This is a genomic window from Nocardia sp. Marseille-Q1738 (assembly GCF_965283145.1).
The window spans coordinates 182,988-196,200 of the sequence record NZ_CBDIMS010000009.1 but is presented as its reverse complement, the minus strand read 5'-3'; the positions used below and the strand labels follow the sequence as shown (position 1 = coordinate 196,200).

The 13,213-nt window shown below is 68.7% G+C and carries 11 protein-coding genes; 6 read left to right on the top strand and 5 right to left on the bottom strand.

Annotated features, from left to right (window positions below):
• The first annotated feature begins 39 nt into the window (after positions 1 to 39).
• Both treZ and ACWPXK_RS27610 read left to right on the top strand, forming a co-directional pair.
• Positions 40 to 1,779, top strand: coding sequence for a malto-oligosyltrehalose trehalohydrolase (gene treZ / locus ACWPXK_RS27615; RefSeq protein ID WP_454199083.1), 1,740 nt, complete (start codon positions 40 to 42; stop codon positions 1,777 to 1,779).
• A gap of 113 nt (positions 1,780 to 1,892) precedes the next feature.
• The gene (locus ACWPXK_RS27610) at positions 1,893 to 3,140 is read left to right on the top strand and encodes a serine hydrolase domain-containing protein (protein ID WP_454199082.1); all 1,248 of its coding nucleotides are present in this window, start codon (positions 1,893 to 1,895) and stop codon (positions 3,138 to 3,140) included.
• 54 nt (positions 3,141 to 3,194) lie between these two features.
• On the opposite strand, the gene ilvA is transcribed toward ACWPXK_RS27610, so the two are convergent.
• The gene (gene ilvA / locus ACWPXK_RS27605; protein WP_454199081.1) at positions 3,195 to 4,550 is read right to left on the bottom strand and encodes a threonine ammonia-lyase IlvA; all 1,356 of its coding nucleotides are present in this window, start codon (positions 4,548 to 4,550) and stop codon (positions 3,195 to 3,197) included.
• Positions 4,551 to 4,624: 74 nt separating this feature from the next.
• On the bottom strand, positions 4,625 to 5,059 hold the full coding sequence (locus ACWPXK_RS27600) for a nitroreductase family deazaflavin-dependent oxidoreductase (protein WP_454199080.1): 435 nt from the start codon (positions 5,057 to 5,059) through the stop codon (positions 4,625 to 4,627).
• Positions 5,060 to 5,144: 85 nt separating this feature from the next.
• Between ACWPXK_RS27600 and ACWPXK_RS27595 the strand changes: the two genes are divergently transcribed.
• The 3 genes from ACWPXK_RS27595 (at position 5,145) to ACWPXK_RS27585 (ending at position 7,479) form a co-directional block, all read left to right on the top strand.
• On the top strand, positions 5,145 to 5,378 hold the full coding sequence (locus ACWPXK_RS27595) for a hypothetical protein (RefSeq protein ID WP_454199079.1): 234 nt from the start codon (positions 5,145 to 5,147) through the stop codon (positions 5,376 to 5,378).
• A gap of 216 nt (positions 5,379 to 5,594) precedes the next feature.
• Positions 5,595 to 6,200: an MspA family porin gene (locus tag ACWPXK_RS27590; protein WP_454199078.1), complete on the top strand. Its 606-nt coding sequence runs from the start codon at positions 5,595 to 5,597 to the stop codon at positions 6,198 to 6,200.
• Positions 6,201 to 6,306: 106 nt separating this feature from the next.
• Positions 6,307 to 7,479 (top strand): DUF2235 domain-containing protein, encoded by a 1,173-nt coding sequence (locus ACWPXK_RS27585; RefSeq protein WP_454199077.1) that lies wholly within the window; start codon positions 6,307 to 6,309, stop codon positions 7,477 to 7,479.
• Here ACWPXK_RS27585 and treY read toward each other — a convergent pair.
• From treY to ACWPXK_RS27570, 3 genes are read right to left on the bottom strand one after another with little or no spacing between them, the layout of a single operon-like run.
• On the bottom strand, positions 7,465 to 9,873 hold the full coding sequence (treY, locus tag ACWPXK_RS27580) for a malto-oligosyltrehalose synthase (RefSeq protein WP_454199151.1): 2,409 nt from the start codon (positions 9,871 to 9,873) through the stop codon (positions 7,465 to 7,467). The genes ACWPXK_RS27585 and treY overlap by 15 nt on opposite strands.
• Before the next feature lie 34 nt (positions 9,874 to 9,907).
• Positions 9,908 to 12,028: a glycogen debranching protein GlgX gene (gene glgX / locus ACWPXK_RS27575; protein WP_454199076.1), complete on the bottom strand. Its 2,121-nt coding sequence runs from the start codon at positions 12,026 to 12,028 to the stop codon at positions 9,908 to 9,910.
• Positions 12,029 to 12,087: 59 nt separating this feature from the next.
• On the bottom strand, positions 12,088 to 12,636 hold the full coding sequence (locus ACWPXK_RS27570; protein WP_454199075.1) for a cupin domain-containing protein: 549 nt from the start codon (positions 12,634 to 12,636) through the stop codon (positions 12,088 to 12,090).
• A 30-nt stretch (positions 12,637 to 12,666) separates the two neighbouring features.
• Here ACWPXK_RS27570 and ACWPXK_RS27565 point away from each other — a divergent pair, with 30 nt between their 5' ends.
• Positions 12,667 to 13,107 (top strand): MarR family winged helix-turn-helix transcriptional regulator, encoded by a 441-nt coding sequence (locus ACWPXK_RS27565; RefSeq protein ID WP_454199074.1) that lies wholly within the window; start codon positions 12,667 to 12,669, stop codon positions 13,105 to 13,107.
• Positions 13,108 to 13,213 lie beyond the last annotated feature (106 nt).

Sequence of the window (13,213 nt, the reverse complement as noted above, 5' to 3'; positions counted from 1 at the left end):
TACCCGGCGGACCGGTGACGCTCATGGGATGCTGGCGCGGTGACTGTGTTCGAGGTGTGGGCGCCGCGGCCGGAGTCGGTGCGGTTGGATCTGGACGGCGTCGTCCATCCGATGACGCGGTCACCGGACGGCTGGTGGCGCGCCGACGTCCCCGCCGCGAGCGGAGCCAGGTATGGGTTCGTGCTCGACGACGACCCGACCGTGCTGCCCGACCCTCGCTCGCCGCGTCAGCCCGACGGGGTGCACGCCCGTTCGGCCCTGCACACCCTCGATCCGGCGGCGTGGACCGACGCGGGCTGGACCGGACGGCCGCTGGCCGGAGCGGTCTACTACGAACTGCACATCGGGACCTTCACGGCGGCGGGCACCTTCGACGCCGCGATCGAGCGGCTCGACCACCTGGTCGACCTGGGTGTCACCGTGGTCGAGGTGATGCCGGTGAACGCCTTCGACGGCACGCACAACTGGGGCTACGACGGTGTGCTCTGGTACGCGGTGCAGGAAAGCTACGGCGGCCCCGACGGCCTGCAGCGGTTCGTGAACGCCTGCCATGCCCGCGGACTGGCGGTCTGCCTCGACGTCGTCTACAACCACCTCGGCCCGTCCGGCAACTACCTGCCGCGCTTCGCGCCCTACCTCACGGAGGGCCGCAACACTTGGGGGCAGAGCCTCAACCTGGACGGCCCGCAGTCCGATCACGTGCGCGCGCACATCATCGACAACGCGCTGCGCTGGCTGCGTGATTTCCACATCGACGCCTTGCGCCTGGATGCGGTGCACGCCTTGGTCGACCGGACCGCCACGCACCTGCTCGCCGAACTCGCCGTGGCCACCGAACGCCTCGCCGCCCATGTGCGCAGGCCGCTGACGCTGATCGCGGAGAGCGATCTGAACGATCCGAAACTGGTCACCCCGCGTGCGGCCGGTGGCTACGGGCTGACCGCGCAGTGGAACGACGACTTGCATCACGCCGTCCACAGCGCCGTTTCCGGCGAACGGCAGGGCTACTATGCCGACTTCGGCTCGCTGCGCTGCTTGGCCCAGACGTTGACGCACGGGTTCTTCCACGCCGGAACCTATTCGAGCTTCCGCGGTCGCACGCACGGCCGCCCAATCGACCCCGGCCTGGTCCCGGGCAGTGCACTGCTGGCCTACACGTGCAGTCACGATCAGATCGGCAACCGGGCGCTCGGCGACCGGCCGAGCGCCTACCTGACCGACGGCCAGTTGGCGATCAAAGCCGCACTCGTGCTGTGCTCCCCGTTCACGCCGATGCTGTTCATGGGAGAGGAGTGGGGCGCCCGCACACCGTTCCAGTTCTTCACCTCGCACACCGATCCGGTGATCGCCGCCGCGACCGCGTCCGGGCGCAAGGACGAGTTCGCCGAGCACGGCTGGCCCACCGACGAAGTGTCCGACCCGCAGGACCTGCGGACCTTCCAGCGCTCGAAGCTGGACTGGGACGAACTCGGGAAACCGGCCTGCGCCCGGCTGCTGTCCTGCTACCGCGCTCTGCTGGCGGTGCGCCGGGAGCGCGCGGAGCTCAGTGACCCGTGGCTGACCCATGTTTCGGTGGATTACGACGAGGTCGCGCGCTGGGTCGTCGTGCATCGCGGCACGCTGGCCTTGGTGTGCAACGTGGGCGAGGACCAGGTCGCCGTGCCCGTTGCGGGTCTGCCGCTGCTGTACTGGGAATCTCCGACCGTAGGCCCGTCTACGACAACCGTTCCCGGTCACTCGTTCGCCCTGCTGGAAACGGCGCCGCCGGGTGCGCGCTGAGCGGGCCGTAAGCGCAAGCACCGGCCCCTTTCTGGACATTTGTTAAATAACGTACTCACAACTGTCCGAGACAGAACTTTGCCGGACGTGATCCACGCCACTACCGTGGAGGGATGAGCAACGTCGCTTCCGGGGACCTCGCGGTTCTTCCCCCGGGAATGGGTGGCAGCGCTGCCGCCGAATTCGCACCGTTCGTGCGTGCTTTCGCGCGGGCATTCGGCAACCGCCGCGGTGCGGGCGCGGCGTTCGCGCTGCACCGGCACGGTGAGCCGCTGGTGGACATCTGGATCGGCTCCGCCGGCGACGCGCCGTGGACCAGGGACACCGGCACGATCATCTTCTCCGCCACCAAGGGCATCTCCGCCACGGTCGTGCACCGTCTCGCCGACCGCGGATTGCTCGACTATTCCGCCCCGGTCGCCGAGTACTGGCCGGAGTTCCGGGCCAACGGCAAACACAAGATCACCGTCCGCCAATTGCTGACACATCGAGCAGGCTTGTCCTCGCTGGCTCCGATCGCGACCGGCCTGGCCGAGGTGCTGGATCACCGGCTCATGGAGCAGCGCCTCGCCGCCGCGAAACCGGACCGTCTGCTCGGCGTTCCCACCTACCACGCACTCACCTTCGGCTGGCTGGTCGCGGGGCTGGCCCGCGCGATCACCGGCACCAGCCTGGCGGAGCTGTTCCGCACCGAGGTCGCCGAGCCGCTCGGCATCGATGGCCTGCACCTGGGCCGGCCGCCCGCGGACGCGGCGATCAGCTACGCGCCGCTGGCGGGCACCCAGCTGAGGATGGCCGGGAAGCCGCTCGGCGCGGCGGTTCTCAGCCAGAGCCATCGGATTCCCGGCGCACTCGGCGCCGCAACGCGCTGCCTGTTCCTGCCTGGCTTGGAAACCATCCTGGAGGGCGTGCATCCGCCGATCCTGGACACCGAACTGGGCTCGGGCAACGGCGTCTGCACCGCGCCCGCGCTGGCCATGATGTACAGCGCGCTCGCCAACGACGGTGTTCTGGCCGGCCGCAGGTACCTAGGCGGCCACACCATGAAGGCAGTGCGCCGCATCCAGACCTACCAGCCCGACCGCGCGCTGTTCTACGCGCCGATGCTGTGGCGCCTCGGCTACCACTCGCTGCCGATGCCGGGCGCGCACGCCGGGTTCGGGCACATCGGTCTCGGCGGCTCGTTCGGCTGGGCCGAACCGCGGCTGGGTCTGTCGGTCGGGTTCGTGCACAACCGGCTCTCCGCCGCCCAGCTGCATTACGACCAGTCGGCGGCCTTCTGGATGCTGCCGCTCATGCTGAACTGCTTGCGCGCGACGCGCCGCCGGGTACCAGCAACAGAAACGCCGAAGGCAGCCTGACGCCCGGCGCGGCGTGTCCCGACCAGCCGGTAAGAACCAACCGGTCCAGACAGCTCAGGTCAGGTAGCGGTAGGCGGGCGTATCCGGCTCGAGGCGCTCGCACTGGATCGGGGACTGGCGCATCCGTTCCAGCAGCGGCCCGAGCCCGTCCGGCGCGCCCAGTTCGATGCCGACCAGCGCCGCGCCCGTCTCGCGGTTGTTGCGCTTGACGTACTCGAACAGCGTGATGTCGTCGTCGGGGCCGAGCACCTCGTCGAGGAAGCGGCGCAGCGCGCCGGGCTCCTGCGGGAAGTCCACCAGGAAGTAGTGCTTGAGGCCGCGATGCACCAGCGAGCGCTCGATGATCTCGCCATAGCGGGACACGTCGTTGTTGCCACCGGACACCAGGCATACCACCGTTGACTCCGGTTCGACGGTGATCTGGGTCAGTGCCGTCACGGTGAGCGCCCCCGCGGGTTCGGCGATGATGCCCTCGTTCTGGTACAGGTCGAGCATGGTCGTGCAGATCGCGCCCTCGTCGACGTGCATCATCTGGAACGCGCCCGCGCCCTTGGGGTAGTCGGTGGTGGTCAGCAACGGCAGCGAGGCGTGCGAGACCACCCGCCCGCCGAAGCCGGACACCGCGGCGAACGGCACCGAGCCGACGCGCCGCACCGCGGCGCCGTCCACGAACGGATCGATCTCCGGCAGCGTCACCGGGCCGCCCGCCACCAGCGCGGCCGTCATCGAGGCCGCGCCCGCGGGCTCTACGCCGAGGATGCCGGTGCGCGGGGACCGTTCGCGCAGGTAGGTGCCGATACCGGCGAGGCAGCCGCCGCCGCCCACCGGAACGATCACCAGGTCGGGGGAGCTGCCGAGCTGGTCCAGGATCTCCGCGGCGATGGTGCCCTGACCGGCCGCGGTGCGCGCGTCGTCGAAGGGCGGCACCATGGTCGCGCCGGTGCGCGCCACGTCGTCGGCGGCGGCCGCGGCGGCCGCGTCGTAGGTCTCGCCGATGGCTATCAGCTCGACGAACTCGCCGCCGTGCGCCCGGATGCGGTCGCGCTTCTGCTTCGGCGTCGTGGTCGGCACGTAGATGCGGCCGGTGATCCCCATCGTCTGGCACGCGAACGCGACGCCCTGCGCGTGGTTACCCGCGCTGGCCGCCACCACGCCCGCGGCGCGCTCGTCCTCGGTCAGCTGAATGACGAGGTTGTAGGCGCCACGCAGCTTGTAGGAGCGGACCGGGCCGAGGTCTTCCCGCTTGAGGTAGACGTTCGCCCCGGTCAGCTTCGAGAGCCGGTCGCTGCGCTGCAACGGGGTCGGATCGATGACGTGGGCAATTCGCTTGGCGGCAGCATCGATCTCGTCCGCGGTGAGCGCGGGACCAGTGGCGGATAGTGCGTCGAGGACCTCGAGCGGATTGGACACCCGAAATATGCTGCCACCCGCCGCGGCGGCGAGCTGCGGCGGGTGCCGGTGACACGGTGGCTACGTTCGCCGGACTACCTGGGAGTGAGGACGAACACCGGGATCTGGCGGTCGGTCTTGGTCTGATAGTTCGCGTAGTCCGGCCACACCGCGACCGCGCGCTCCCACCACAGCGCCTTCTCGTCGCCGAATACCTCGCGCGCGGTGTAGTCCTTGGTCACCGTTCCGTCGCGCAGCTCGACGTGTGGTTCGGCTTTGATGTTGTGGTACCAGACCGGGTGTTTCGGCGCGCCACCCAGCGAGGCGACCACGGCGTATTCGCCGTTGTGCTCCACCCGCATCAGCGGGGTCTTGCGCAGCTTGCCGCTCTTGGCGCCCTTGCTGGTCATCAGGACGACGGGCTTGCCCTGCAAGGTCGTGGCCTTGGTGCCGCCGGAGTTCTCGTAGCTCTCGGCTTGCTGGCGTGCCCAGTCGGAGGTACTCGGTTCGTATTCACCTGTCAATGGCATATCTGCGGGAACGCGGTGGCGATCTGGAGTGTTCCCGCGTCGAAGTTCGCTCGCCCGAACATTCATTTCCGACTACCCTGAGGACATGGCAGTGGTGCACCCTCCGGCATGCGGCGCGACGATCGACATCGCCGGTAGCGCGTGGCCGGTGTACAAGCTCGACGCGGTGGTCGTCGGGTTGGTGAGCTGCCTGTTGCTGGCGCTGATCACCGCATCGCTGCAAGTCGCGGTGCTGGCCGGGGCCGCGGTCGGTGCGGCGCAGTGGGTCGGCGGGACGATGGCCGCCCGCCGCGGCTCATCGACCGGCAAGGCGTCGTAACGGGCAATCCGGGCGACTGGCGAACTCTGCCGGTCGGCTCCTTCGATCGGCGCGTACAGTTCACGCCTGTTCTCAGGGTGATGATCGCGCGGCAGCGGTTTGCTCCGGTCGTGCGATACAACGCAGCGGCGTGTCGCGCCGGACATCACGACTGGATCACTTCCTCGCCGTGTCGCACGCCACAGTGATAGCCATCTGCTACTACAGTGCTCCCTCATGCCGTCGAATGTCAGGAAAGCGCTGCTCGTAGCAGCGGGAGCTGTCGTGGCCTGTGTTCCTTCCACCGTGCTCGCCCCGTCGGGCGGGGCGGAGATCATCACCATGCCGGCGCACGAAAAGCAATTCACCTCACCGAATGGGATGACCTTCTCGGTCGGAAGCCGGGACGAGACGATCAACCGCATCCCACCGTTGAACATGATGGGCACGACGAGAGAGGCCTTCGTCAGCGGTACCGCCTACGCCCGGCTGGAAGGTGACGCCGCGGGCAAGCTCCGGATCGGCTACCACGTCGGCTGCGCCGTGAACATCGGCACCGGCACCATAGGTTTCCAGCCCGAGATCGTCATCGCCCCGCAGGCATTTCTCAACATCGGCCCGGTCGCCGTTCTCGACCTCGGCCCCGGCGAGGTCGTCGAGGTGCCGATCCGGGAGAAGGAGCTGATCCCCGGCAAGCTCGTCCAGGTCGTCATGCGCGACTTCCACCTCCGGGTCAACGCGTGCAGCGGCCCGGTGACGCTGCGCCAGTATGCATACGTCGATCTCGAGACGCCCGAGGTGGACGATTCCGGCGCGGTGTTCGGGGATCCCAGCTGGCTCTGACGCGCGGATACGGCCTCGTCCATTAACGCTGCCCCCTTGCGCCCGCGATGAATTCGAGTAGTCGATTACGCGGGTCACGGCAAGGTTGCCAGCGGAGGATGAGGCCATGAAGCGCTTGGTTGTGTGTTGCGACGGCACCTGGAAGGCCGAGTCGAGCAGCACGGTATCGAACATCATCAAAATCGCGCAGACGGTGCGGTTCGACGCGCCGGGGCCCGAAGGGGAGACGATCCAGCAATGGGTCACCTACGTGTCCGGCCCCGGCGCACGCGGCTTCCTCTCCGACCGCCTGATGGGCGGGGCCTTCGGGCTCGGACTCGAGGCGAACCTCTCCTCCGCATACTGGCATCTCGCCCTGAACTGGGAAAAGGGCGACGAGATCTACATTTTCGGCTTCAGCCGCGGCGCCTACACCGCACGCAGCCTGGCCGGGCTGATCAGCCGCATCGGCATCATGACCCCGGAAGCGATGATCAACGGCAAGTACCCGGACGCGTTGCGGATCTATCGGCAGCGCCCGCCCGCCAAGACCCCGGACAACCCGGATCCGCCGGAGCCCGCCCACTGGAAGGAGTTCCGCCGGAAGTACGCCAGGAAGGCCAAGATCGACTTTCTCGGCGTGTTCGACACCGTCGGCGCATTGGGCGTGCCGGGGCTCACTTCGCTTCGGCACCGGTTCCACGACGTCAAGCTCTCGCGCGACGTGCACTGTGCCCGCCAAGCCCTGGCCATCGACGAGCGGCGGCGCAACTTCGAACCGTCGCTGTGGGAGGTGCCGGTCGAGCCGACCGTGAAGTACCGGCGCGGGTTCGAGCGGGTCAAGCAGGTGTGGTTCCCCGGCGTGCACAGCGATATCGGCGGCGGCTACGCCGAATGCGGCCTGTCCGACGCCACGTTGCAGTGGATGGTCAGCGAGGCGGAATCGGTCGGTCTGGCGTTCGACCGCGACCGGCTGGCGGAGCTGTCGAAACGCTGTCAGGCCGCGGGCGGGGACCACATGCGGCTGCACGACTCTCTCGGCATGGGCTACCGCGTCCTGAACGTGGTCCGCACGCTGCGCCGCCCGCGTAGCCGCCGCTTTCACTGGGATTCCTGGCGCCGGATGTCCATGCCGACCGATCAGGGCGTCCGGCTGGCCTCCAGCACCCAGGACGCGCTGGACTACCGTCCGGCGAACCTGCGGCGGTGGCGCGAGGAACTCGGCGGCCTGTTCCCGGAGGAGTTGTTCGAAAAGGTCGACGCGGTGACCACCGAGTCGGCGCCCTCAGCGGACCAGTAACGCGACCGGCAGCCGGGCGAAGACCTTCTCCAGCCGCGCCCGGCCCTGGAACGTGTGGCCGGTCAGCCGGTCGGTCCAGTTGCCCGAGGGCAGGTCGAGAAATGTGTCGCTCCATCCGCTTTCGGCCAGGCCCACGCTGTGGCGGGTGGCGGCGACGATCACCTCCGGCGCTTCGCCCACGCGGCCGCGCGCGTAGGACACCAGCTTGCTCGCGTGGTCTCCGGTGGCGAACAGCGGCCGATAGCTGCCGCCGACGAAGCAGTCGGGACGTTCGCGGCGCAGCCACAGCGCGTAGGCCACGATCCACATCTTGGCCGCGCCGGTGGTGTCCAATGCCGGTGTGCCGGTGAGTGATTGCAGCATGCCCGCGCGGGCGGCGAAGTCCACCGGACGGCGGTTGTCCGGGTCGACGAGGGAGTCCTCCCACAGCTCGCAGCCCTGGTAGACATCCGGGATGCCGGGGCCGCACAGCTGCAGCAACTTCTGCGCCAACGAGTCCGACCAAGCGTGCGGCGCCAGCTCGTACACCAGGTCGCCGAGTTCCGAGCCGACCGGCCCGTCGATCACCGCGTCCACCCAGGCGTGCACGGCGGCCTCGAATTCGGCGTCCGGCTCCTCCCAGGAGGTCTTGATGTTCGCCTCCCGGATCGCCTTCTCGGCGAACACGTGCAGGCGTTCCCGCAGGCCCGGCACCGACCCGGCGGGCCGGCCGTCCGCGGGCCACACGCCGAACATGTTCTGCAACAAGAACAGCGCGGTCGCCCCGTCTGGGGCCGGTGTGGTCTCCAGCCAGGATTCGACGTTGCGCGCCCAGGTCTCCGCGGCCTGGGACAGCACGCCGATACGGGCGCGCACGTCCTCCCCGCGTTTGGTGTCGTGGGTCGACAACGTCGTCATGGTCGCGGGCCAGCGCTGCGCGCGTTGACTGTTGGACAGGTGGAATTCGTTGAGTGAGTGGCCGAACCGGGCCGGATTGCCGCCCACTTCCTGCAACGAGACCAGCCGACCGGCCTGATAGAACATGGTGTCCTCGACCGCCTTGGCGGTCACCGCCCCGCACACCTGGCTGAAGCGCACCGCCGCGTCCGAGTCGGCGGCCAGCGCCGCGACCAGCACCGCCAGCGGCGCGGTGAGCTCGCTGTTGCGTTTCTCCACCTCGGCGATCACCGCGCCGACCATCCCGGCCAGCGGCGCGTAGTCGGCCCGGTACACCGGCATGAACGCCAGCACCTCGATGGTGGCGTTGGTCAGTGCCATCGTGTCGAAGCTCTCGGCATGGGCGTCCTGCTTGATCGCGGCGACCAGCCGCCGGATCTCCGGCGCCAGAATGCTTTCCGCGACCGCCCGCTTGATCCGGTGCTCGGTCTCGCCGATCCACGCGCGATCGCTGCCGTGCCCGGCGACGCGCCGTGACAGTTCGGTGAGGGCCGGTTCGCCGCGCGGGTCGATCAGCACGCCGCCGAAGTCGGCCAGCGCCTCGTAGCCGGTGGTGCCGTCCACCGGCAGCGTCTCGTCCAGCGGCTCGCGGTTGGCCAGGATCTTCTCCACCAGCAGCAGCCGGTGCGGACCGATGAGCCTGCGCAGCCGGGTGAGGTAGCCGACCGGGTCGGACAACCCGTCCGGATGGTCGACCCGCACGCCGTCGATCAGATCGTGCTCGCACCAGGCGGCGAGTTCACGGTGGGTGACGTCGAAGACCTCGGGGTTCTCCTGGCGGAGCGCGGCCAGGCTGCTGACCGCGAAGAACCTCCGGTAGGTGCACAACCCGGCCTTCCAGCTCACCAACCGGTAGTGCTGTTTGTCGTGGATGCGCAGCGCGTTGTCACCGTCGGTGCCGGGCGCGATCGGGAAACGCAGATCGTGCAGCGCCAGCATGGGTTCGGCGCCGGTACGGTCCACGGTCAACGCGGCGGGGTCGTTCTCGCTCTGCAACACCGGCAGCGCCAGCCGTCCGCCCGCGCCGTTGCCCGGGCTCCAGTCGATGTCGAAATACTGCGCGAACCTGGACTCCTGGCCGTTCCGCAGCACGTCCCACCACCAGGCGTTCTGCCGTGGGTCGGCGACCCCGACGTGATTGGGCACCAAGTCCACGATCAGGCCCATGCCGCGGCTGCGCACTTCGTCGGCGAGGGCCTTGAGGCCGGTCGGCCCGCCGAGGGCAGCGGAGACCGTGGTCGGGTCGGTGACGTCGTAGCCGTGCGTCGAACCGTGCGCCGCGGTCAGGATCGGCGACAGGTAGAGGTGCGAAATGCCCAGCTGCTGAAGATATTCCGCGATAGCGCGGGCTTCGGCGAAAGTCAGCGCGTCCGGTCGCAGCTGGAGCCGGTAGGCGCTGCGGATCGTCGTCTGGCGGGCGGGCTTGCGGTGCAGGGATACCGGGTCGGTCACGTGCATCTCGGAGGAATCGGGTGCGGTCATCGGCATTGGGTCAGGCGGCCTGGCGGAGGACGAGGAGACAGCGGGCTTCGACGGTGACGGTGGCGCCCCCGGCGTAATCGGCGTCGGCCAGGCCGGTCGGCGTCGAGCAGTCCAGTGCCACCGACCATTCCGCGCCGTCGCCGGTGACGGGTAGCGCGAAGTCGATGGCCTCGTCGTGGGCGTTGAAGCAGAGCAGGAACGAGTCGTCGGTGATCCGCTCGCCGCGCGGGCCCGGCTCGGGAATGCCCGCTCCGTTGAGGTAGACCGCCAGCGACTTGCCGAAGCCGCTGTCCCAGTCCGCGGCGGTCATCTCCTCGCCCGAGGGGGTGAGCCAGGCGATGTCGCGGGCGTGGCCGCTGGACCGGAGCGGGCCGCCCGCGAGAAACCGCCTGCGCCGGAAGACGGGATGCTCGGTGCGCAACGCGATCACGGCGCGGGTGAACGCGAGCAGGCCGGCATTCGTCTCGCGCAGCGACCAGTCCATCCACGCCAGCGGCGAGTCCTGGCAGTACACGTTGTTGTTGCCGGACTGGGTGCGGCCCATCTCGTCACCGTGCGCGAGCATCGGCACACCCTGGCTGAGCACCAGTGTCGCCAGCAGGTTGCGGCTCTGCCGCTCGCGCAGCGCGAGAATCTCCGGATCGTCGGTCGGTCCTTCGACGCCGCAGTTCCACGACCGGTTCCAGCTCTCGCCGTCACGGTTGTCCTCGCCGTTGGCCTCGTTGTGCTTTTCGTTGTAGGACACCAGGTCCCGCAAGGTGAACCCGTCGTGCGCGGTGACGAAGTTGATGCTCGCGCTGGGCCTGCGCCCGGTGGCCTCGTACAGGTCGGAGGAGCCGGTGAGCCGAGCGGCGAACTCGCCCAGCGTCGCGGGCTGGCCGCGCCAGTAGTCGCGGACGGTGTCGCGGTATTTGCCGTTCCACTCCGTCCAGAGGCCGGGAAAATTGCCGACCTGATAGCCGCCCTCGCCCACGTCCCACGGCTCGGCGATGAGCTTGACCTGGCTCACCACCGGGTCCTGCTGCACCAGATCGAAGAACGTCGACAGCCGGTCCACGTCGTGCAGTTCCCGCGCCAGCGTCGCGGCCAGGTCGAAACGGAATCCGTCGACGTGCATCTCCAGGATCCAGTAGCGCAGCGAGTCCATGATCAGTTGCAGGGTGTGCGGGTGGCGGACGTTGAGGCTGTTTCCGGTGCCGGTGTAATCCATGTAGTGCGACGGGTCGTCGTCGACCAGGCGGTAGTAGGCGGCGTTGTCGATGCCGCGGAAGCCGATCGTCGGGCCGCGGTGGTCGCCCTCGGCGGTGTGGTTGTAGACCACGTCGAGGATCACCTCGATGCCCTCGGTGTGCAGCGCCCGCACCATCGCCTTGAACTCGGTGACCGCCGAACCGGCGCGGTCCAGCGCCGCGTACTCGTTGTGCGGCGCCAGGTAACCGAAGCTGTTGTAACCCCAGTAGTTCCGCAGACCCTGGTCCAGCAGCACCCGGTCGTGCAGGAACTGGTGCACCGGCATCAGCTCGATCGCGGTGATGCCCAACCCCTTCAGATGGTCGATGACCGCGGGGTGTGCGATGCCGGCGTAGGTGCCACGCAGTTCCTCGGGCACATCGGGGTGCGTCATCGTCATACCTTTGACGTGCGCCTCGTAGATCACCGTCTCGTGGTACGGCCGGTTCGGCGCGCGGTCGGCGCCCCAGTCGAAGTACGGATTGATCACCACGCCGGTCATGGTGTGGCCGAGCGAGTCCAGCCCATAGGTATAGAGCGACGGGTGATTGCCGAAGTTTCCGTCGAAAGCTTTGCCGTACGGATCGAGTAGCAGTTTGCTCGGATCGCAGCGTAATCCGCGATCGGGGTCGTAGGGGCCGTGCACCCGGAATCCGTAGCGTTGGCCGGGCTCGATCGCGGGGAGGTAGGCATGCCAGACATAGCCGTCGACCTCGTCCAGCGCGATCCGGGTTTCGGCGCCGTCCGCGGCGATGAGGCAGAGTTCGACCAAGTCGGCAACCTCGGAGAAGACCGAGAAGTTGGTGCCCGCGCCGTCGTAGGTGGCCCCGAGCGGATAGGCGGTGCCGGGCCAGACACCCAGTGGTGTCGCGTCGCTGGGCGCTGCGTCGGGCTGAGCCATGGCAACGACAGTAGCGGCAGCCGGGCGTTTGCCTGCGCGGGTGGTTCTGGCTGGGGAAGTCAGGGGAGGTCGGAGCCGTTTTCCAGCCAGCGGCGCCGGTAGCCGAGACGCACGGCGAGGCGCGCGAGGCCACCCAGCACGATCCGTTGCAGCCGGGCCGGGATGCCCCCGAGGTAGCCGTCCTGGTACTCCCACAGCAAGGCGAGCGCGAGCGGATCGCGTGGCACCCTGCCCCGGGTGGTCTTGCCCGCGCGGTCCAGGTTGTGCCAGAGCCGGAACATCTCCCAGTGCCGCAGTGGCGGACGGATCTCGTGATCGATCACCGTGTCGGGGACCTCGCTGAAGAACTCGTGCACGACACCGGCTGGTGCCGTAACCGTTTCACCGGGGTGGGCGACGATCTCGGTGCCATCGACCTTGAATCGGAGTCGGCCCTGCCGGACTGTCCACCGCTCGCTGAGCACCGGATGCCAATGCGGGCCCGCTTGGCGTTCCGCTCTCGGCAGCACGTGCTCGAGCCGCAGGTAGGGGCCCTGCTCGTCGGCGCTCTGCGCGACCAAGGTGACACGGTGCCCGTTGCCGAAGGTGAGTGTCCGTGCGTCTCGCATACTCTCAGATATAAAGGTAACCTTCGTAATATGTCAATGGGCGAACCGACGCTGCTGAAGTTGCTCAGTCAGGCCACCGCGGCCTACGAGCGTGCGCTGAACGACCAGTTGCGCGCCCGGCTCGACGATCAGCTGCGCCCCGCGCACTACGCGGTGTTCCGGTACCTGGACCCGGCCGGATCGCGGATCACCGCGCTGGCGGAAGCCGCCGGGATGACCCAGCAGTCGATGGGTGAACTGGTGACCCACCTGGAACGCCGCGGGCTGGTCGTGCGCCAGGTCGACCCGGCCGACCGCCGGGCGCGGGTCGTGCGGGTCACCGAGGAGGGGCGGGTCGCGCTGGAGGTGGCGGCCGAGCGGATTCGCGACATCGAGCGGAGGCTCGCGCGGACGCTGGGGGAGCGCCGCCTCGGTGAGTTGCGCACAGCGCTTGCGCAGGTAGGCGAAACGCTGGCAGAGGATGGTAGGTGAGTGGGTAGGGCATTGGTCGAAGCCTTTTGGAAGAGATGCCCTTGGCGAGGCCCCTAGTTGAGTGCACCCTCCGTGGGCGTACCGGAGCAGTGCTGGGCACGCTGGG